18 protein-coding genes are annotated in these 18,681 nt (G+C 74.4%); 13 read left to right on the top strand and 5 right to left on the bottom strand.

What is annotated here, in order from left to right; translation table 11 throughout:
- Positions 1-81: 81 nt before the first annotated feature.
- Positions 82-699: a TetR/AcrR family transcriptional regulator gene (locus ACWF79_RS05275; protein WP_453726688.1), complete on the top strand. Its 618-nt coding sequence runs from the start codon at positions 82-84 to the stop codon at positions 697-699.
- Here ACWF79_RS05275 and ACWF79_RS05270 read toward each other — a convergent pair.
- The gene (locus ACWF79_RS05270; protein WP_453726895.1) at positions 651-1,289 is read right to left on the bottom strand and encodes a TetR family transcriptional regulator; all 639 of its coding nucleotides are present in this window, start codon (positions 1,287-1,289) and stop codon (positions 651-653) included. The genes ACWF79_RS05275 and ACWF79_RS05270 overlap by 49 nt on opposite strands.
- Before the next feature lie 100 nt (positions 1,290-1,389).
- Between ACWF79_RS05270 and ACWF79_RS05265 the strand changes: the two genes are divergently transcribed.
- Both ACWF79_RS05265 and ACWF79_RS05260 read left to right on the top strand, forming a co-directional pair.
- Positions 1,390-2,331: an oxidoreductase gene (locus ACWF79_RS05265; RefSeq protein ID WP_453726687.1), complete on the top strand. Its 942-nt coding sequence runs from the start codon at positions 1,390-1,392 to the stop codon at positions 2,329-2,331.
- A gap of 78 nt (positions 2,332-2,409) precedes the next feature.
- The gene (locus tag ACWF79_RS05260; RefSeq protein WP_453726686.1) at positions 2,410-2,628 is read left to right on the top strand and encodes a DUF6296 family protein; all 219 of its coding nucleotides are present in this window, start codon (positions 2,410-2,412) and stop codon (positions 2,626-2,628) included.
- A 65-nt stretch (positions 2,629-2,693) separates the two neighbouring features.
- Here the strand turns inward: ACWF79_RS05260 and ACWF79_RS05255 are convergent, their stop codons facing one another.
- Positions 2,694-3,461 (bottom strand): NPP1 family protein, encoded by a 768-nt coding sequence (locus ACWF79_RS05255; RefSeq protein WP_453726685.1) that lies wholly within the window; start codon positions 3,459-3,461, stop codon positions 2,694-2,696.
- A gap of 423 nt (positions 3,462-3,884) precedes the next feature.
- Between ACWF79_RS05255 and ACWF79_RS05250 the strand changes: the two genes are divergently transcribed.
- From ACWF79_RS05250 to ACWF79_RS05240, 3 genes are all read left to right on the top strand, one after another.
- The gene (locus tag ACWF79_RS05250; RefSeq protein ID WP_453726684.1) at positions 3,885-4,628 is read left to right on the top strand and encodes a transporter substrate-binding domain-containing protein; all 744 of its coding nucleotides are present in this window, start codon (positions 3,885-3,887) and stop codon (positions 4,626-4,628) included.
- A 124-nt stretch (positions 4,629-4,752) separates the two neighbouring features.
- Positions 4,753-4,938 carry a DUF1272 domain-containing protein gene (locus ACWF79_RS05245; RefSeq protein ID WP_453726683.1) on the top strand — a complete coding sequence of 62 codons (186 nt, stop codon included), beginning with the start codon at positions 4,753-4,755 and terminating at the stop codon, positions 4,936-4,938.
- 86 nt (positions 4,939-5,024) lie between these two features.
- Positions 5,025-6,122 (top strand): baeRF2 domain-containing protein, encoded by a 1,098-nt coding sequence (locus ACWF79_RS05240; RefSeq protein ID WP_453726682.1) that lies wholly within the window; start codon positions 5,025-5,027, stop codon positions 6,120-6,122.
- A 22-nt stretch (positions 6,123-6,144) separates the two neighbouring features.
- Here the strand turns inward: ACWF79_RS05240 and yidD are convergent, their stop codons facing one another.
- From yidD to ACWF79_RS05225, 3 genes are all read right to left on the bottom strand, one after another.
- The gene (gene yidD, locus ACWF79_RS05235; RefSeq protein WP_453726681.1) at positions 6,145-6,576 is read right to left on the bottom strand and encodes a membrane protein insertion efficiency factor YidD; all 432 of its coding nucleotides are present in this window, start codon (positions 6,574-6,576) and stop codon (positions 6,145-6,147) included.
- Positions 6,577-6,656: 80 nt separating this feature from the next.
- A complete protein-coding gene (fusA, locus tag ACWF79_RS05230; protein ID WP_453726680.1) occupies positions 6,657-8,750 on the bottom strand; it encodes an elongation factor G in 2,094 nt (697 codons plus the stop codon).
- A gap of 320 nt (positions 8,751-9,070) precedes the next feature.
- Positions 9,071-10,123, bottom strand: a complete 1,053-nt coding sequence (locus tag ACWF79_RS05225; protein ID WP_453726679.1) for an enoyl-CoA hydratase/isomerase family protein — start codon at positions 10,121-10,123, stop codon at positions 9,071-9,073.
- Positions 10,124-10,262: 139 nt separating this feature from the next.
- Between ACWF79_RS05225 and ACWF79_RS05220 the strand changes: the two genes are divergently transcribed.
- The 7 genes from ACWF79_RS05220 to ACWF79_RS05190 all read left to right on the top strand — a co-directional run bounded on the left by ACWF79_RS05220 (position 10,263) and on the right by ACWF79_RS05190 (position 18,675).
- The gene (locus tag ACWF79_RS05220; protein WP_453726678.1) at positions 10,263-11,291 is read left to right on the top strand and encodes a 3-oxoacyl-ACP synthase III family protein; all 1,029 of its coding nucleotides are present in this window, start codon (positions 10,263-10,265) and stop codon (positions 11,289-11,291) included.
- Positions 11,288-12,031, top strand: coding sequence for a glycosyltransferase family 2 protein (locus ACWF79_RS05215; protein ID WP_453726677.1), 744 nt, complete (start codon positions 11,288-11,290; stop codon positions 12,029-12,031). The genes ACWF79_RS05220 and ACWF79_RS05215 overlap by 4 nt, the downstream gene beginning before the upstream one ends.
- The gene (locus ACWF79_RS05210; RefSeq protein WP_453726676.1) at positions 12,031-13,512 is read left to right on the top strand and encodes a class I adenylate-forming enzyme family protein; all 1,482 of its coding nucleotides are present in this window, start codon (positions 12,031-12,033) and stop codon (positions 13,510-13,512) included. The genes ACWF79_RS05215 and ACWF79_RS05210 overlap by 1 nt, the downstream gene beginning before the upstream one ends.
- Positions 13,509-14,948: a cytochrome P450 gene (locus ACWF79_RS05205; RefSeq protein WP_453726675.1), complete on the top strand. Its 1,440-nt coding sequence runs from the start codon at positions 13,509-13,511 to the stop codon at positions 14,946-14,948. The genes ACWF79_RS05210 and ACWF79_RS05205 overlap by 4 nt, the downstream gene beginning before the upstream one ends.
- Positions 14,945-15,853, top strand: a complete 909-nt coding sequence (locus ACWF79_RS05200) for an NAD-dependent epimerase/dehydratase family protein (protein WP_453726674.1) — start codon at positions 14,945-14,947, stop codon at positions 15,851-15,853. Before ACWF79_RS05205 ends, ACWF79_RS05200 begins: the two co-directional genes overlap by 4 nt.
- Positions 15,854-15,954: 101 nt before the next feature.
- Positions 15,955-17,097: a PP2C family protein-serine/threonine phosphatase gene (locus ACWF79_RS05195; protein ID WP_453726673.1), complete on the top strand. Its 1,143-nt coding sequence runs from the start codon at positions 15,955-15,957 to the stop codon at positions 17,095-17,097.
- A gap of 120 nt (positions 17,098-17,217) precedes the next feature.
- On the top strand, positions 17,218-18,675 hold the full coding sequence (locus ACWF79_RS05190; protein WP_453726672.1) for an FAD-dependent oxidoreductase: 1,458 nt from the start codon (positions 17,218-17,220) through the stop codon (positions 18,673-18,675).
- Positions 18,676-18,681: the final 6 nt, after the last annotated feature.

Below are 18,681 nucleotides of genomic sequence, written 5' to 3'. Positions count from 1 at the left end.
GGAGATCCGGACATCCATGGGCGGGGTGGGGCGGCCGGCCGGTCGCCCCACCCCCCGTCCGTACGAGAAGGGAACCACCGCATGTCGCGTATGCCGCTCGCCGAGCGGCGCCGCCAGTTGACCGAGGCGGCGATCCGGGCGATGACGCGGGACGGCGTGGCGAGGACGACGACGCGGTCGATCGCCGCCGAGGCAGGCGTGTCGCTCAGCGTCTTCCACTACTGCTTCGACTCAAAGCAGGCTCTCCTGGAGTCGGTGATCACGGCGATCACGGACCACTACGTGGGGACGGTGAAGAAGGCGCTGCGCCCGCGCGAGACGTTCCGGGAGACGATCCGGGCCGGCTTCGAGGCGTACTGGCAGCATGTTCGGGACCGTCCGGGCGAGCACATGCTGACGTACGAGCTCACCCAGTACGCGCTGCGCACCCCGGGGTTCGAGCCGCTGGCCCGCCGTCAGCACGAGCGGTACGCGGAGATCTACCGCGAGCTCATCGAGGAGCTCGACGCGAGCATGATGCTCGTCCTCCGGGTTCCCGTGCCGGTCCTTGCCCGCTATCTGGCGGCGGTCACGGACGGCCTGACGCTGAACCTCCTCGTCGTGGGCCACGACGAGGAGACCTCGTCCGCGCTTCTGGACCTGGTCACCGATCAGGTCGCCGCGCTGGTCGGGGACGGCAGCGGCGCGGGCGCCGGGTGAGCGTCCAAAGCCGGGGCGAGGAGGGCGAAGGCGCGCTCGATCAGTGCGCCGGGGTCGTCGGCGCCGCCTGCCGCGCTCCACTGCTGGAGGGTGACGTCGAAGGCGGTGAGCGCCGCCCCGGCGGCGAGGCGCGGATACAGATCCGTGCTGGCGTGCAGCCGTAGACGGTGGGTCAGCTCCGCCGCCAGGTCGTCGCTCCATCGCAGCCGGCGCTCCAGGAAGCGGGCGTGGAGCGAAGGGGTGTCCAGGATCAGCCGCACCACGCGCAGGGCCCGCTCGGTGTGGTCAGGGTGGTCGGTGCAGAGGTCGAAGGGGACCGCCATGGCGTGCCGGAGCGCCAGAGAGGGCGGCTCGTCGGCGGGGCGGGCGGCCAGTTCGGCGCGGATGCCGGTGCCCAAGTCGGCCAGGAACTGGACGACGACGTCCTCCTTGGACGCGAAGTACCGGAAGAACGTCCGCTTGGACACGCCTGCGGCGGCCACGATCTCGTCGACGGTGACGGTGTCGAAGCCCTTCACGGCGAGGAGTTGCAGCGCCGCCTCGGTCAACTCGTCCGAGACGAGTTGCCGTTTGCGCTGGGCCAGGGTCATGTCGGGTCGCGAGCTCACGAGAACCACCGTACACCTCATGCCCTCGGTGACACTGAGAGGCATCTTGACACTTGGTGCCACAAACGGCAGCGTGTGCCGCATGACGGAGACTCAGCAGTGGACCGCCGAACAGATTCCCGACCAGACGGGACGCATATGCGTCGTCACGGGCGCCAACAGCGGCCTCGGCCTGGCGACCGCGCGAGCGCTCGCACACCGGGGCGCGCACGTCGTCCTGGCGGTGCGCGACGAGGCCAAGGGCCGCCGCGCCGCCGCGGAGATCACCGCCGGCCATCCCGCGGCCCGGCTCGACGTGCGCCGCCTGGACCTGGCCGATCTCGACTCGGTGCGTTCCTTCGCGCATGGACTGCGGGCGGAGCACCCGCGCCTGGACGTGCTCGTCAACAACGCGGGGGTGATGGCGCCGCCCCGGACGCTGAGCGCGCAGGGCCACGAACTGCAGTTCGCCGCCAACCATCTCGGCCACTTCGCGCTGACCGGGCTGCTGCTCGACCGTCTGGTGGCCGGGGTCGACCCGCGTGTGGTCACGGTGAGTTCGCTCAAGCACCGCAAGGGCCGCCTGCGCTTCGACGACCTCCACGGCGAGCGGGGCTACGCCCCGATGCCCTTCTACGACCAGTCGAAGCTGGCCAACGCCGTCTTCGGGCAGGAGCTGCACCGGCGGCTGAGCGCGGCCGACAGCCCGGTGCGCAGCGTCCTCGCCCATCCCGGCTACGCCGCCACCAACCTTCCGGCGGACACGCCGGTCCCGCTGGTCCGTGTGCTGTTCGGTCATGTGCTCAAGCCGCTCGCCCAGTCGCCGGAGCGCGGCGCGCTGCCGCAGCTGTACGCGGCGACGGCGCCCGGAGTGGAGGGCGGTCAGTTCTACGGGCCGGGCGGGCCGGGCGAGCTGCGCGGCGGGCCGGCCCTCGTACGCCTCTCCCCCGGGGCGACGGACGCCGGGACCGGTCACCGGCTGTGGGAGGTGTCGGAGGAGCTGACCGACGTGCGCTACGACGTCGGGGTCCGCGCGGCCGAATGATCGGTTTCCGGGGTCCGTCCGGGCGCGGACGCCCGGCGGGCCGCCGGTTCGGCGCCAGGTGTCGGTATAAACGGGCCCATGGACCATGCCGAACGCTATGAGCTGACCTTCTCGGGGTCGGGTGACTCCATCGTGGTCACCCGGACGGACCGCACGGGAGCCGGCGGTCATCCCGTGTACTCCGACGAGACGGGCATCGTGCAGGCCGAGATCGACGAGCAGGGCCATGTGCGCATGGTCGCGAGCGGCGGGCACCAGAGTCACGACGTACCCGCACGCGCCGTGCCGCTGGACTGATCCGGCGGTCCGGACAAGCGGAGCTCGGCGCGTGCGGGCGACGTGGGACGGTGCGGGGGTACGGCTCAGGCGTACGGGTCGAACGGGATGCCGGCCGGCTTCGCCTTGGCGAGGTGCGGGGCGAAGTTGCCGTCCTTCAGACCGAAGACGGCGCTGCCGAAGTTCGCCTGGCTGAGCTTGTCGCGCAGCCCTGCGGGGTAGCCGTTCCAGCCGACCAGGGCCGGGAACTGCCACTGGTGCTCGTGGTTCTCCGGCGGCTCGTCGTTGGAGTTGGCGGGCCTGAAGGCGTGCGTGCTCCACCCGTCCTTGTGGTAGACGACCTTGGGGTGCGTCCCGTCCCAGCGGATCTGGTCGCGGCCGTAGGTGTTGAAGTTGCCGTGCGCCGAGGTGGAGACGTACTTCGCCTCGTTGTTCTGGATCCAGACCACGACGTGCTCCCAGTCGTGGCGGTGGCCGCCGAGGCTGCTGCCGACGACGGCCTGGTCCTTCTCGAAGTAGAGGCCGTAGAGGACGGCGCACCAGCCGTTGTTGCACTTCGCGCGCGCGTAGCCGTTGGTGTTGTCGAGGTCCCAGGAGTCTCGGCACTGGCCGTTGAGGGCGCCGGACGGGTTGAGGCCGCCGTTGATCGTGCCGTCGGGGCCGATGGCCGGCGTGGAGTAGCAGCCGTCCGTGTCGTAGTCGTACGCGGGCTGGAACGTCTGCTCAAGGCCGTCGGCGTTGGCCGGCAGCGCCGTGGGCGGCGCGGCGAACGCACTGGCCGGTACGGCCACGACCAGCGCGATGCTGCTGCCGAGAGTGACGGTGGCCCGTCGAAGCCACGAACTCGTCTTCACCTGCGTCCTCCTGAGGACTGCGATGGATGGGTGGGGGGTGCGGGAACTCGCGTTCCGGAACTGCCTGAACGGGGCGCGGGAACCACGGGCGGAACACGAGCCGAAGGCCGCGCGCCCGGTGTCGGACGCACGGCCTTTGGCATGCCCAGTTCAGTTCTCTCGAACCCCGCTGTCGCGCGGAGGACCGGCCGATGACCGGGCGGTGAAGGGTGGCGGTCGCCGTCCCGAGCGTGATCCTGGGCCGTGAGCGGCGGTGGTCTCGGCGCCGAGCGCGGCGACGATCATCCGGGTCGTGGCCGACTTCGCCGCGTGCCTCCGACGCTTCGGCGGCGACACCGAGCGCCTGGAGGGCCGCCCCTGGCCGCGCCCCCGTCCCTGACCACTGTCCTAGGGAGTGTCCGGACACGACCTAGACTCCGGCACATGACGACCGCCACCGCCGACATCGCCCGTGACCTCGCGCCGACCGGCGTCCTGCGGGCATCGATCAACCTGGGCAACCCGGTCCTCGCGCAGGGCACGCCGGACTCCCCCGGCGGGGTCACCGTCGACATCGCCCGGGAGATCGGCGCGCGCCTCGGCGTGCCGGTCGAGCTCCTCTGCTTCGACGCGGCCCGTAAGTCCTACGAGGCGATGGCCACCGGTCGCGCCGACCTCTGCTTCCTGGCCGTCGAGCCGGCGCGCGAGGCCGAGGTCGCCTTCACCACGCCGTACGTCCTGATCGAGGGGGTCTACGCGGTGCCCACCGACTCCGAGTTCGCCACGCCCGCCGACGTCGACCGCGACGGGGTACGCATCGGTGTGAAGCGCGGGTCCGCGTACGACCTCTACCTCACCCGCACGCTGCGCCGCGCCACCGTCGTCCGCGGCGAGGAGGGCGTCGACACCTTCCGCGCCGAAGGCCTGGAGGTCGCGGCGGGGATCCGGCAGCCGATGACCGCGTTCGTCGCCTCGCACCCCGGTCTCCGACTCATCGAGGAACGGTTCATGGAGATCCGGCAGGCCGTCGGCACGACGAAGGCCCGCCGGCCGGGGACCGTACGCTTCCTGACCGACCTCGTCGAGGAGCTGAAGGCCGACGGGTTCGTCGCCGACGCCCTGCGGCGCGCGCACCAGTCCCCCGACCTGGTGGCGCCGCCCCGGCGCGACGAGACGCGATCGTCCTGATGTTTGGCTCGCGGCGCGCTGTCGGGCGCCCCGCCGCGCCGGGGAGAGTGGGGTCTCCGGGTCGAGCGGGCGGGTGATCGTACGCTCCGCCCGGGGGAACCCCGATTCACGGTGAGGAAGAACCATGGCCCTGGAGATGCGTGACACCTGCGAGCGCTGCGAGACGGCGAAGCTGCCGCAGGACGCACCCGCCCGCATCTGTTCGTACGAGTGCACCTTCTGCGTGCCCTGCGGCGACGCCATGGACGGCGTCTGCCCCAACTGCGGCGACGAGCTGGTCCCCCGGCCGCGCCGGGCGGTCACCGCCTGACCGACCCCCGAGGGGGTCGCCGTGTCGGGGGGCCCGGCGCGGGTAGCCGCTGGGGTGAACCGTCTTCACCGCTCCGGGAGGAAGCCGTGAAGCTGCACTTCCTCGACCCTCTGTACGACCACCCGGGACCTGTCGTCTCCGTCTACCTCGACACCTCGCGCGAGGGCGACGATCCGGAACGGCAGGTCGAGCTGCGCCTGCGCAACGTCCGGGCGACCCTGCTCTCCCAGGGTGCCGACGAGGCCACGATCGGTGCTCTCGCGCGGGCCGCCGGCCGGGACCGCGAGGTGTCCGGGCCGCACGGCCTGGCCCTCTTCGCCGCCCACGGCCGGCTCGCCCTGGCGGAGCGGCTGCCCGAGCCGCCCGCGCTGAGCAGCGCACGGTACGGGATGCTCCCGGACGTCCTCCCCCTGGCGCTCCAGCACGCCCCGGACCTCCCCTACACGGCCGTACTCGTCCACCGTGTGCACGCCCCGGAGCACGGGGGCGGCGAGGAGGAGTGGGAGCTGGACCACGAGAGCGGCCGGTGGCCGGTGAGCCGGGTCGCTCCGGGACCGCGCGCCCACCGCCGGGTCCCCGCGGAGGGCTGGCCGAAGGAGGCCGCGCAGCTCGTCGCGGAGCTGGTCGACGACGTGGAGGCCGAGGGGACGGAGGCGATCGTGCTCGCCGGCGATCCCTGGGCGGTGAACAGCCTCGTGCGGTCCGCCCCGAAGAAGGTCCGGGACGTCGCCGTGAAGCTCAAGGACGGGCATCCCCGCCGACCCGAGCCCGGCCGGGCCCTGTTGGAGGAGGAGCTCGCCGCCCTGTTCGCCGGGCGGCTGCCCGAGCACGACCGGCACCAACTGGACACCTACCTCGGCCAGCGGGCCCGTCACCGGGAGTACGTGGAGGGGATCGACGCGGTCGTCGCCGCCCTGCAGCGCGGGCAGGCCCGGGCCCTGATCCTCGACCGTCCGGTCCGCTACACCCGGCACCTGTGGGTCGGCTCGGCGCCCACCCATCTCGCCCTGTCGGAGACCGCGTTGAGCGCCTTCGGGCTGCGGTTCTCGTGGGAGGAGCCGGCGGTCGGCGCCGCACTGCTGCGTGCGGCGGCGGGTACGAGGGCCGAGTTGATCGTCGTACCCGAGGACGAACTGCCGATCGAGGACGGGGTGGCGGTCCTGCTGCGCTACACGGAGGACTGACCGTCCGCGCCCGCCCTGCGAGTCAGTGGGGTACCGGGTCGGTGAAGCCTCGGCGGCGGGCCGCTCCCGGGCGGCAGCGCAGGAGCCGGGCCGCCGTCAGCAGGGTCCCTCGGACCGCGCCGTGGCGGCTCAGCGCCTTGACGGCGTACGTGGAACAGCTGGGCGTGTACGGGCAGCACGGCGGCCGGGTCGGACTGATCTCGGTCCGGTAGAACTGGACGGCGGCGTACAGCGCTCCTGCCACCCGCCCCGACGGCCGACCGGAGGTCGGGCCGGTGCCGGCCGAGGAGCGCAGCAGCCCCAGAATCAGCGCGGGGAGCGCCACCAGCGCCATCTGGGGGCAGTACGCCCCGCAAGCGGTGCACTGATCGAGCGCCCCCGCGCAGCAGCCTTCTTCCCCGTCCTCGCGCCGCTTTTGCCGCCGCGAGCGCGCGGACTCCCTCCCCGACGCCATGCCGCCCCCTCCGTGATCATTTCCGATCATACGGATGGGACGGGCCCGCCCTCGCAGGGGGCGGGCCCGTCCCGTGGCCGTCACCGGACCGTCGTACCGACCGGCGCCGGAGCGTAGCCGGTGGGCCGGGCGGTGAACGTGCCCCGGCCCTGGGTGCGGCCGCGCAGCCGGGACGCGTAGCCGAACAGCTCCGCCAGTGGAACGGTCGCCGTGAGAACGGCCGTTCCGGCGCGCGCGGTCGAGCCGGAGACCCGGCCGCGCCGGGCCGCCAGGTCACCGAGCACGCCGCCCACGGCGCTGTCGGGCACCGTGACGGTGACCTCGACCACCGGCTCCAGGAGCGTCATCGCGCAGGCCCGCAGTGCCTCACGCAGCGCGAAGCGGCCGGCCGTGCGGAACGCCATCTCCGAGGAGTCCTTGGAGTGGGTGGCCCCGTCGGTCAGCGTGACCCGCAGGCCGGTGACCGGGTGGCCGCCGAGCGGGCCTTCCGCCAGGGCGTCCCGGCAGCCGGCCTCGACCGCGCGGACGTACTCCTGGGGCACGCGGCCGCCCGTGACGGTGGAGGAGAAGACGAACGCGCCGTCCTCGCTCGCCCCGACCGGCTCGACGTCGAGGACGACATGGGCGAACTGGCCCGCGCCACCGTCCTGTTTGACGTGCCGGTACACCAGGCCGGACACCCCGCGCACCACGGTCTCCCGGTAGGCCACCTGCGGTCTGCCGACGGCGATCTCCAGGCCCTGGGCCCGGCGGATCTTCTCCACGGCCACCTCCAGGTGCAGTTCACCCAGGCCCGAGAGCACGGTCTGACCGGTCTCGGCGTCGGTCCGGACCGTCAGCGAGGGGTCCTCCTCGACGAGTCGGGCCAGCGCGGACGCCAGCCGGTCGGTGTCCAGGCTCCGGCGCGCCTCGACCGCGACGGAGACGACCGGGTCGGCCGGCGTGGGCGGTTCGAGGAGCAGCGGGGCGGAGGGCGCGCAGAGCGTCGCACCCGCGCGGGCCTCCTTCACGCCGACGACCGCGACGATGTCGCCGGCCCGGGCGGAGTCCACCTCGGTGTTCCGGTCGGCCTGCACGCGCAGGATCCGGCCGACGCGCTCGGTGCGCCGGGCGGCGACGTCGAGCACCGTGTCCCCCTTTCCGATGGTCCCCGCGTACACGCGGAGGTAGGTGAGCCGCCCGGTGGCGGTCGAGTTGACCTTGAAGACGAGTGCGGTGAAGGGTTCCGCCGGGTCGGCGGCCCGTTCCCGTTCCGCGCCGTCCAGGGTGCCGCGTACGGGCGGCACGTCCAGGGGCGAGGGCAGGTAGGAGACGACGGCGTCGAGCAGGGGCTCCGTACCCCGGTTGCGGTAGGCGGAGCCGCAGAGGACGACGACGCCTTCGCCGGTGCGGGTGAGGTCGCGCAGCGCCGTCGTGAGCGCGTCCGCGCCGAGGGACGACTCGCCGCAGAACTCCTCCAGGGCCTGCGGGTGGAGTTCGGCGACCGCCTCCTCCAGGGCTCGGCGCCTGAGCCGTGCCTCCGCCACGAGGTCCTCGGGCACGGGTCCCTCGGTGTACGTGTCGGCGCCCGCCTCCCAGACCAGGGCGCGCATGCGCACCAGGTCCACGACTCCGGTGAACGCGTCCTCGCGGCCGATGGGCAGCTGGACGACGAGCGGCACCGTTCCCAGGCGGTCCCGGATGGACGCGACGGCCGTGTCCAGGTCGGCGCCCGCGCGGTCCAGCTTGTTGACGAAGGCGATCCTGGGGACGCCGTGCCGGTCGGCCTGGCGCCAGACGGTCTCGCTCTGCGGCTCGACCCCGGCGACGGCGTCGAACACGGCGATCGCGCCGTCGAGGACGCGCAGGGAGCGCTCCACCTCGTCGGAGAAGTCGACGTGTCCGGGCGTGTCGATGAGGTTGATCCGGTGGCCGTCCCAGTCGCAGCTGACCGCCGCCGCGAAGATGGTGATGCCGCGGTCGCGTTCCTGCGTGTCGAAGTCGGTGACGGTGGTGCCGTCGTGGACCTCGCCGCGCTTGTGGACGGCGCCGGTGAGGTAGAGCATCCGCTCGGTGACGGTGGTCTTCCCCGCGTCGACGTGGGCGAGGATGCCCAGGTTGCGGACGCGGTTCAGGGGGCTGGTGGTGACATGACGGGAGAGCGGGGTACGCACGGCGCGGACCTTTCGGTGCATACGAGAAAGGGGCGGCGCGATTCCCGGACGAAGCGGCCCGGATGCGGGCCGAGGGCGACCTCGCGGCACACGGCGCGCGTCTCACGGCGCAACCGGGCAGGCAGGGGTCAGGTGTTCGTCACGGGGTCCGGTGGCGGCCGCGCAGCCGGCACCGGGAAGACCGGGACGTCAGGATCACGTCGTACCGGGAGCGGGGAACGACGACAGCGGTGTGGGCACACACGGTCGGGCTCCCCTCGTCGGTCGTCGGCGCGCACACCGTGATCTCGGCGGCGCGTGCTGCGAGTCTAGGGAGGGGAGCCCGGCCCGGTCACCGGGTTTTACGGGAGGTCCCGTTCGGCGAAGTACCGTGCCACGTCGGCCTCCGTGACCTCGGCGAGCGTGGGCGGTGTCCACTGCGGGGCGCGGTCCTTGTCGATCACCTGGGCGCGGATGCCCTCGACGAGGTCGGCGGAGGTGAGGGCCGCGTGGGAGAGCCGGAACTCCATGTCGAGGACGGCCTCCAGGGAATCCAGGAGCCGGGCGCGGCGGAGGGCGGCGAGGGTGACCTTGAGGGCGGTGGGCGACCTGGTCAGGAGGGTCGCGGCGGTCTCCTTGGCCTCGGGGACGCCGGAGTCGAGGAGGCGGTCGACGATCTCCTCCACGGTGTCGGCGGCGTACGCGGCGTCGATCCAGTCGCGTGCGGCGGCGAGCCGGCCGGGCGGGGCGGGCCGGGCGAACCGTGGCAGCACCTCGTGGGCGGGCGCGCGGGTGAGTTCGTCGACGAGCCGGGGCAGGTCCCCGGACGGGACGAAGTGGTCGGCGATACCGGTCAGGAGGGCGTCGGCGGCGTCCGCCTGCCCGCCGGTCAGCGCGAGATGGGTGCCCAGTTCTCCGGGCGCCCGGCTCAGCAGATACGTACCGCCGACGTCCGGGACGAAGCCGATGCCGGTCTCCGGCATGGCGACGCGCGAGCGTTCGGTGACGACGCGGACCGAGCCGTGGGCCGAGACGCCGACGCCGCCCCCCATCACGATGCCGTCCATGAGGGCCACGTAGGGCTTGGGGTAACGGGCGATGCGGGCGTTGAGCCGGTACTCGTCGCGCCAGAAGCCGAGAGTCGCGGTGCGGCCGGCGCGGGCGTCCTCGTAGATGGCCCGGATGTCTCCCCCGGCGCACAGCCCCCGTTCGCCCGCTCCCTGGACGACCACGGTCTCGACGGCCGGGTCGTTCTCCCAGGCGGTCAGCGCCTCGTCGAGGCGGAGCACCATGGGGTGGGTGAGCGCGTTGATGGCCCGGGGCCGGTTCAGGGTGAGGAGGCCGGCCCGCTCTTCGGTGCGGACGAGGACATGGGGGCCGTCCGGCTCCGGTCGAGTGTCGCGATGGAGTCGCATGGTCGCGTCCCTTTCCTCTTCCTCCGAACGATCTTCCGGCCACCGTATCGGGACCGTCCGCGGCCGGGGGCTTTACCCCAGGGCGGCTGAGTACGGACACTCAGGCACCGATCTTCGGAATGTTCGTAGCCTGCGTCCTATGAACAGTCATCAGGCCGTCGCGGACGGCCCCCTCCGTGTCGGGATCACCGGGGTCGGCGCCTGCCTTCCCGAGCATGTCGTGGATTCGGAGGAGCTGCGGCGGCGGGTCGTCGCCGGCAGCGGGATGGCGCTGCCCGCCGGGGTGTTCGAGCGGGCCACCGGGATCAGGACGCGCAGGGCCGTACGGCCGGGCGAGTACGCCTCCACTCTGGCTCTGGGCGCTGCCCGGCAGGCGCTCGGGCGGGCGGGGGTCGAGCCGGTGGACGTCGACCTGCTGGTGTTCGCCTCCGCCACGCGCGACATGGTGGAACCGGCCACCGCGCACATCGTGCAGGCCGAACTGGGCTCGCGCGCCCACGCGTTGGACGTCACCAACGCCTGCAACAGCTTCGTCAACGGCATCGACCTCGCCCGCGCGATGATCCTGGCCGGGCGCGCCCGGCGGGCCCTCGTCGTGACCGGGGAGACGCCGAGCCGCGCCGTACGGCACGACCCCGCCGACCTGGCCCAGTTCCGGGACGGGTTCGCCGGCTACACCTTCGGCGACGCGGGCGCCGCGGTGGTCCTGGAGACCGTGGACCGGGGCGGGATACTCGACGTGGACAGCGAGACGCACTCCGAACACTGGCCGGTCGGCGGGATATTCGGCGGCGGTTCGCGTCATCCGCGCGGCGACGAGCACACGTACTTCCGGGGCGACGGCAGCGAGCTGCGCGAGGTGTTCGAGAAGGTGGGCACCTCGGTGATCGACCGGATGCGGCACCGTACCGGCCTCGACTGGCGCCACTTCCGGCACGTCCTGGTCCACCAGGTCACCGTGCCGTATCTGGAGCGGTTCGTGGAGATCACCGGCGTCCCCGAGGACCGGCTCGTCGTCACCGTCCCCGAGCTGGGCAACATGGCGAGCGCGACGCTCGGCGTGCAACTCGACCAGGTGCAGGGCGGCTTGCGTTCCGGCGACCGGGTGCTGTTCGTCGGGCTCGGCGGTGGCGTCAGCATCATGACGATGGTGTGGGAGAAGGCATGAGCGACGCGTTGTGGGTGGTGGTGCCCGCGCATCAGGAGGCGGCGCGCATCGGCGACACCCTGGAGGCGCTGGCCGCCCAGGCGGACCGGGACTTCGAGCTGGTCGTGGTCGACAACGCCTCCGAGGACGACACCGCCGCGATCGCCCGGGAGTTCGCCCGGCGGGCGCCGTTCCCCGTCCATGTGCTCGACGAGCGCGAGAAGGGCGTGGGGTGCGCCGTGGACACCGGCTTCCGGTACGCGATCGGGCGCGGGGCGGTGCACCTCGCCCGGACGGACGCCGACTGTCTGCCGCACCCCGGCTGGACGGCCGCCGCGCGGACCGCGCTGCGCGCGGGGGCCGGCCTGGTGTGCGGCCGGATCGACGCCCGCCGCGACGAGCACGGGCCGGTCGGGCGCGCCCTGTTCCGTACGCTCGTCCGCGTCGCCGCGTTCTTCGGGCGGGTGCGCCCGGCCCACCGGCGGCGGCACGGCTTTCTCGCGCCGTACCGGATGCACGCGGGCAACAACATGGCCATCACCGCGCGGCTGTACGAGGCCGTCGGCGGGATGCCCCGCCGCCCCTCCCCCACCGACCGGCTCTTCCTGAACCGGGTGCGGCGCACCACCACCGCCATCGTGCACGCCCGCGACATGGTCGTGGAGAACTCCACCCGGCGCCTGCGCGCGTACGGGATCGTGGGCACCGCCCGCTGGTACCTGGACCGAGGTCCGGGACGGCACGGAGAGGACCCCCGCTGATGCTGGACGCTCTGGCCCACAGCCTGCGGTCGCGTCCCGACCGCCCGGCCGTCCTCGGCACCACCCGCTCCGGCGCCGTCCGGACGAAGGCCACCTGCGGAGAGCTCGCCGACCTCGCCGACCGGTACGCCGGGGCGCTGCACGCGCGCGGGCTGCGGCGCGGCGCCACGGTCGGGGTCGCGGTACGGCCCGGGCCACGCGCCCTCGCCGTGCTCCTTGCGGTGCACCGGCTCGGCCTGCGGGCGGCCGTGCTCGACCCCGGCGCCGGTCCGGACGTCCTGCGGGCGCGCCTGGCACTGGCCCGCCCCGACCTGGTGCTCGCCGACGCGGCCGCGCAGGCCGTGGCCGGCTGGGCGCGGCCGCTCGCCCGCCGGGCCCGCCTCGCGCTCCCGGACCTCGCGGAGCTGGGCGGGCCCGTCGCCACGGTCGGACGGCGGCTGCCGGGGTGTGCCCCCGCGTTGGAGGCGGACGCGGGACCGTCGGTGCTGCCGCGCGCGGTGGACGAGGACGGGGACGCGGTGATCGTCTTCACCTCGGGCACGACCTCGCGCCCCCGCGCCGTGGTGCACACGCGTTCCTCGCTGGCCGCGGGCATGGCCACGGTGACCGATCTCGTACGGCCGGAGCCGGGGCGTCCCGTGCTCGGCGGTACGTTCTTCGTCCTCGTACCGTCGCTCGCGAACGGCGCGCCGGTCGCGCTGCCCTCCCGGTCGCCGCGCGTCCTTGCCCGGCAGATGCGCCGACTGGACCCACAGGCCACCTACTTGACGCCTCCTCAGCTACGGGCCGCGCTGGCTGCGGACGCGCGGTTCGGCGGACGCGTGTGGACCGGTTCGGCTCCGGCGAGCGCGGAGCTGCTGACGCGGGTGCGGCGGGCAGGCGCGGCGGAGGCGTGGGGGGTGTACGCGCTGACCGAACTCTTCCCGGCCGCCGCCGTCGAACAGGCGGAGAAGGCGGCGTTCACGGGCGACGGGGACCTCGTGGGAGCGCCGCTGCCGGGCGTGGAGGCGCGTCCGGGTCCCGGCGGCGAACTGCTGCTCTCCGGCCCCGCGGCCCGGCACCGCTACCTCGGCGAGGAGCCGGAGCGTTGGGTACGTACGGGTGACCAGGGGCGACTCGACGCGGACGGCCGGATCGTGCTCGCGGGCCGCTCCAAGGACATGGTCCTGAGGCGGGCGGAGAACATCTACCCGGGGCTGTACGAGCCCGCCCTGCACGTGCCGGGCGTCGAACTGGCCCTGCTGGTGGGCATACCGGCCGGGGACGGCGACGAGCGCCTGGTCGCCGTCGTCCAGCCGCGCCGCGAGGCCGACCCGGACCTGGTGCGGGCGGCCCTGGCCGACCCCCTGCGCCGCATGGGCACGGCCCGCCCGGACGCCCTGCTGCTCGCCGACATCCCCCTCTCCGGCCGCTCCTTGAAACCGGACCGCGCGGCCACCGCGAAACTCGCGGCCGCGCGAACGACAGGGGCGGTCCGATGAGCACGGCGCGGGAGCGGGGGACGGCGGGGGCAGGAGTGGAGATGCGGGTGGGCGTGGAGAAGCGGGTGGGGGTGCGGACGGGGCCGGGCGCGGTGGCTCCGCGCGCCGTACCGAAGGCGGAAGGGGCGGCGCCTGGCGGGGCGGCCGGCGGACCGGCCGGTTCGCGGGGCGTGGCCCCCGGGGCCGGTCTGCGAAGTGCGCGGCGGCGGGATCGGCGGGTGTATACGCGGGCGCATCCCGTGCTCTTCGCGCTGCTCGCGGCCGTCCGGCGTCGCCCGGTCGCGCGGCTCGGGCGGGCGGTGCTGGTGAGCGGCCCCGAGCCCTACCGTGAGGCGCTCACCCGGATCCCGATGGACCGTGCGGCGGCCGGGACCACGGGAGGCGCGGCACGTGAACTCGCCGGCGGAGGAACGCTCTTCGACCAGGAGGGCGCCGACCACCGCGGCACCCGACGCGCCGTCGCGGACGACCTGGGCGCCGCCGGTGTCGAGCGGCTGCGGCCGGTCTGGCGGGCCGTGCTCGACCGCGAACTCGCGCCGCTCGCGGACGGTCACGTCGTCGACCTCGTCCCGCTGGCCCGCGAACTCGCCGGGGCGACCGTCCGAGCGCTGCTGGACAGCCCGGCCGAGGCCTCGGCCCTCGCGGAGGCGGCGGCGGACGCCGCGTCCGCCGCCGTACGCGACCACCTCCCGGGCCCGCGCCCACCGGGCACCGCCCGCGCGGCGGCCAGGGCGACCGCGCGCCTGGAGGCCCTGCTCGGCGCCGGAGCCATGAGCCCGCCGCTGCGTGAGGCGCACGCGTGCCCGCACCGCGACGCCCGGCCACCGGCGACGGCCACGGCACCTGCACGTCCAAGCGAGTCCGGCCTGGGTACGCCGGACACCACGGCGGCGGGCGCGCACGAGGACCTCGCGCTGCGCGCCATGATCGCCGTCGCCGCCGTCAACACCACCGTCGCCGCCCTCCCACGTGCCGTCGCCTGGTGCGCCGACGCGGGCTTGTGGGAGCAAGCGGCCGACGAGCGGCTGCGGGGCCCGCTCGTCGGGGAGCTGCTGCGGGTGATCGCGCCGTCCCCGTTGTTGCCGCGCGTGGCGGCGGCCGACGCCGTGCTCGGCGGGTGCCCGGTGAGGGCGGGTGACCGGCTGGTGCTCGTGGCGCGGCACGCCGTGGGCGCGGACGTCGACCTACCGGACGCCCACCGGCCCGCCCCACCCGCCGTCGCCCGGCTCGTCTTCGGGGCGGGGCCGCACGCCTGCCCGGGCGCTCGGCTCGCCCTGGCGCAGCTGGAAGACGTCCTGGCCGCACTGGCCCCGTACCGTCCGGCCGTCGTCACCGCCCGCGTGGACCGGCGCGCCGCGCTGCCCGGCTGGCGGCGGCTCACCGTCCGCGCGACCACCCCCGCCCGCCCACGCCCCCGCTCGGAGAACCCCTCGTGATCACGATCGCCGTCACCGGAGCGAGCGGCTTCTGCGGCTCGCACGTCGCCGCACTCGCCGCCGCGCGCGGCGCCGACGTGCTGTGTGTGGGGCGGCGGCCGGGGCCGGTCGGCCGGCACGTCCCCTGGGACGCCGAGAGCGCGCCGCCCGACCTCGCCGGCGCCGACCTCGTCGTGCACTGCGCGGCGGCCGTCGGCGACCCTGTGCCCGGTTCGCCGGCCGAGGCGACCATGCGGGCGGTGAACGTCGACGGCACCGCCCGGCTCCTGGAGGCCTCCGCGGGCCGTCCGTTGGTCTGGGTGAGCAGCTCCAGCGTGTACGCCCCCGGTCCCGGCCGGGACCGCATCACCGAGAGCCATCCCGTGGGCGGGCAGCTGAACGCCTACGGGCGCACGAAGGCGGCGGGCGAGGCCCTCGCCCTGGCGGCCGGTGCGGTGGTCCTGCGGCCGCGCGCGGTGTACGGCCCGGGTGATCCGCACCTGGTGCCCCGGATCCTCGCCCGGGTCCGGGCGGGCCGGCTGCTGCTGCCCGGTCCGGACGTCGTGCTGAGCCTGACGGCCGTCGAGAACCTCGCCGAGGCGTGCCTCGACGCCGCCGGCTGGCCCCCGGGGGCGTACAACATCGCCGACCCCGTTCCGTACCGCCGTGACGAGGCGATCCGGACCGTCCTGGAGGCCCATGGGGTGCGCGCGCGGATCCATCACCTCCCCGTGCCGCTGGCCCGTGGGGCCGCCGCGGCTGCCGAGGCGCTGGGGCGCCTCAGGCCCGGCGCCGAGCCGCCGCTGACGCGGTACGCCGTCGATCAGCTGGCCCACCGTGTCGTCCTGGACGTGTCCAAGGCCCGGTCCCAGGGCTGGTCCGCCTCCCGCACACTCGCCGACTACGCGGCGGCCTCACCGGTCTGACCGTGCCGCGCCCCGGACACAGAACGTCGAGCGGTGGGGACGCGCCGCAACGGGGAGCGCGGCAACAGGACATGCCCCATGACCTGATGTATGCCTTTCCCATGGATGCCCGTCGGCACGACCCCGCACCACGCCTCTCGCGGCGCCGCGGGCGGCTGCTGCTCGGTGCGTCGTTCGCGCTGATCGCGGTGGTGACCGTGGTGGACATCCTGGCTCCGCCGGAGGTCCACCTGGGGCCGTTCCTGATCGCCGCCCCGGCGGTGACGGCATCGTTCGCGGGGCCGCGCATGACGGCGTTCGTGGGGGCGGCCGCGGTCCTCGCGCAGGCGGTGGTGGCGATCGCGCGGACGAGCCTGACCGACCTCAACCACACCTACCAGATCATCGCGCTGGTCCTGATCTCGGTCATCGTCACCTTCTTCGCCCACCTGCGCGAGCAGCACGAGAGCAAGGTGACGCAGCTGCGTTCGATCGCGCAGGCCGCCCAGAGCGTCGTCCTGCGCCCGCTCCCCCACCGGGCCGGCCCGCTGCACATCGCTTCGGTCTATCTGGCGGCCGAGGAGGAGGCGCAGATGGGGGGCGACCTCTACGCGGCGGCCCGTACGGCGTCGGGTACCCGGCTGCTGATCGGGGACGCCCGAGGCAAGGGGCTCGACGCGATCAGCGAGGCGTCCCTCGTCCTCGGCGCCTTCCGGGTCACGGCCCGGCGGGAGGCCGGGCTGCCGGAGCTGGTCGGGCACCTGGAGGCGGGTGTCGGTTCCGCGGAGGAGGCCGAGGCCGACTCGGCGCCCGGGTCCGGCGTGGGCGAGGCGGCCGACGACGCCGCCGAGGCCTTCGTCACCGCGCTGGTCCTCGACATCCCCGACGGTGAGCCGGTGGTACGGCTCGTGAACTGCGGCCATCCGCCGCCGCTGCTGTTGCGGCGGGGGCAGGTCGTGCCCCTCGACACCGCCGACGCGAGCCCTCCGCTGGGACTCGCCGACGTGCTCTCCCCCGAGGTGACGGTGGAGACCTTCCCCTTCGACGTCGGTGACGTCCTCCTGCTGTACACGGACGGTGTCGTCGAGGCCCGCGACCACGCGCGTGCCTTCTACCCGCTGGCGGAGCGGCTCGTCGCCTGGGTCGGGGACGACCCGCCGACTCTGCTCGGCCACCTCCGGGACGACCTGCGGGCGTACGCGGGCGGCCATCTCGGCGACGACGCGGCGCTCGTCGCCGTCGAACGCCTCTCCCCGAAGCCGTAGGGGGTGTCTCGCCCGCTGCCGTAGGGGGACGTCTTGACCCGCACCCGGCAGTGGCGCGCGCATGGTCCGGGGCCTCGGGGGCAGTCGCGCGACAGCAGCCCCCGCCCGAAGGAGCGTGTGATGTCGGCGGACGCGAGTTTCGGCACGTCGTACTGGATGCGTGACACCCCTTCCCCCGACCGACCCGCCCTCGCCGAGGACCTCATGGCCGACGTCGTCGTCGTCGGCGGCGGCATCGCGGGCCTGTGCACCGCCTACGAGCTGGTCCGCGCGGGGCGCGAGGTCGTGCTCCTGGAGGCCGGCCGGATCGCCGGCGGGGTCTCGGGGCACACCACGGGGAAGCTGACCGCGCTGCACGGCCTCACGTACGCCCGGCTCCGCGACACGCACGACGCGCTCGCGGCACGGCGGTACGCCCTCGCCCAACAGGACGCCATGGACCACGTCGTGGGTCTCTGCGAGGAGATGGGCGTCGACGCCGAGCTGGAGCGGGCCCCCGCCTACACGTACGTGACCGACGCGCGCCGCGCCGACGAGATCCGCGCCGAGGCGGCGGCCGCCCTGGAGGCAGGGCTCGACGCCGCGTACGTGACGGAGACCGATCTGCCCTTCCCGGTGGCGGCGGCGGTACGCCTCGACGACCAGCTGCTCTTCCATCCGCGCAAGTTCCTGCTGGGCCTCGCGGAGGACCTGGTGGCGCGCGGCGGGACGATCCACGAGCACACCCGGGTCACGGAGCTGAAGGAGCACACGGACTGCCGGCTGACCACGGAGGCCGGTCACACGGTGCACGCCCGGGACGTCGTCATCGCGACGCACTTCCCGCTGACCGTGCACGCCTCGCTGCTGACCCGGCTGTCGGTGCGGCGCGAGCTGGTGGTCGCGGCTCCCGTGCCGGCCGACCGGGCGCCGCGCGGGATGTACCTCACCCCGGAGGACCGTACGCGTTCGGTGCGCACCGCCCCGTACGACGACGGTCGTCGGCTGCTCGTCGTCACCGGCGAGGCCTACGAGCCCGGTACCGACCACGCCGGGGAGCGCCTGGAGCGGCTCACCGGCTGGGCGCGGCGGATCTTCCCGGACTTCGGGGAGGCCACGACGGCCTACCGGTGGGCGGCGCAGGACGTGGGGTCGGCGGACCACCTCCCGTACGTGGGCCATGAGCACCCGGGCACCCAGCACGTCTTCCTGGCCACCGGTTTCGGCGGCTGGGGCATGAGCAACGGGGTGATGGCGGGGCGGCTCCTCGCGGCCCATGTGGCCGGAGGGCCGCGCCCGGACTGGACCGAGCTGTTCGACCCGCGCCGCCCCCTTCCCCTGCGGGAGTTTCCGGAGGTGGTGAAGGCACAGGCGTCGGTGGCCCGCCACTACCTCGTCGCCTCTCCCCCGCGCTGCACCCACATGGGGTGCGAGCTGGGCTTCAACGAGCTGGAGGACAGCTGGGAGTGCCCGTGCCACGGCTCGCGGTTCGCGGCGGCCGACGGCCGGGTGCTGCAGGGGCCGGCGACCCGCCCCCTGCAGCCGTCGGACGCCGCACGGCCGTCGCGGGAGCCGGACGCTCCCGAACCTCCGCACTGAACGGCC

Source organism: Streptomyces sp. NPDC054975 (assembly GCF_053609105.1).
Note: the sequence above shows the minus strand (reverse complement) of the source record. Positions and strands in the feature narration are given on the sequence as shown.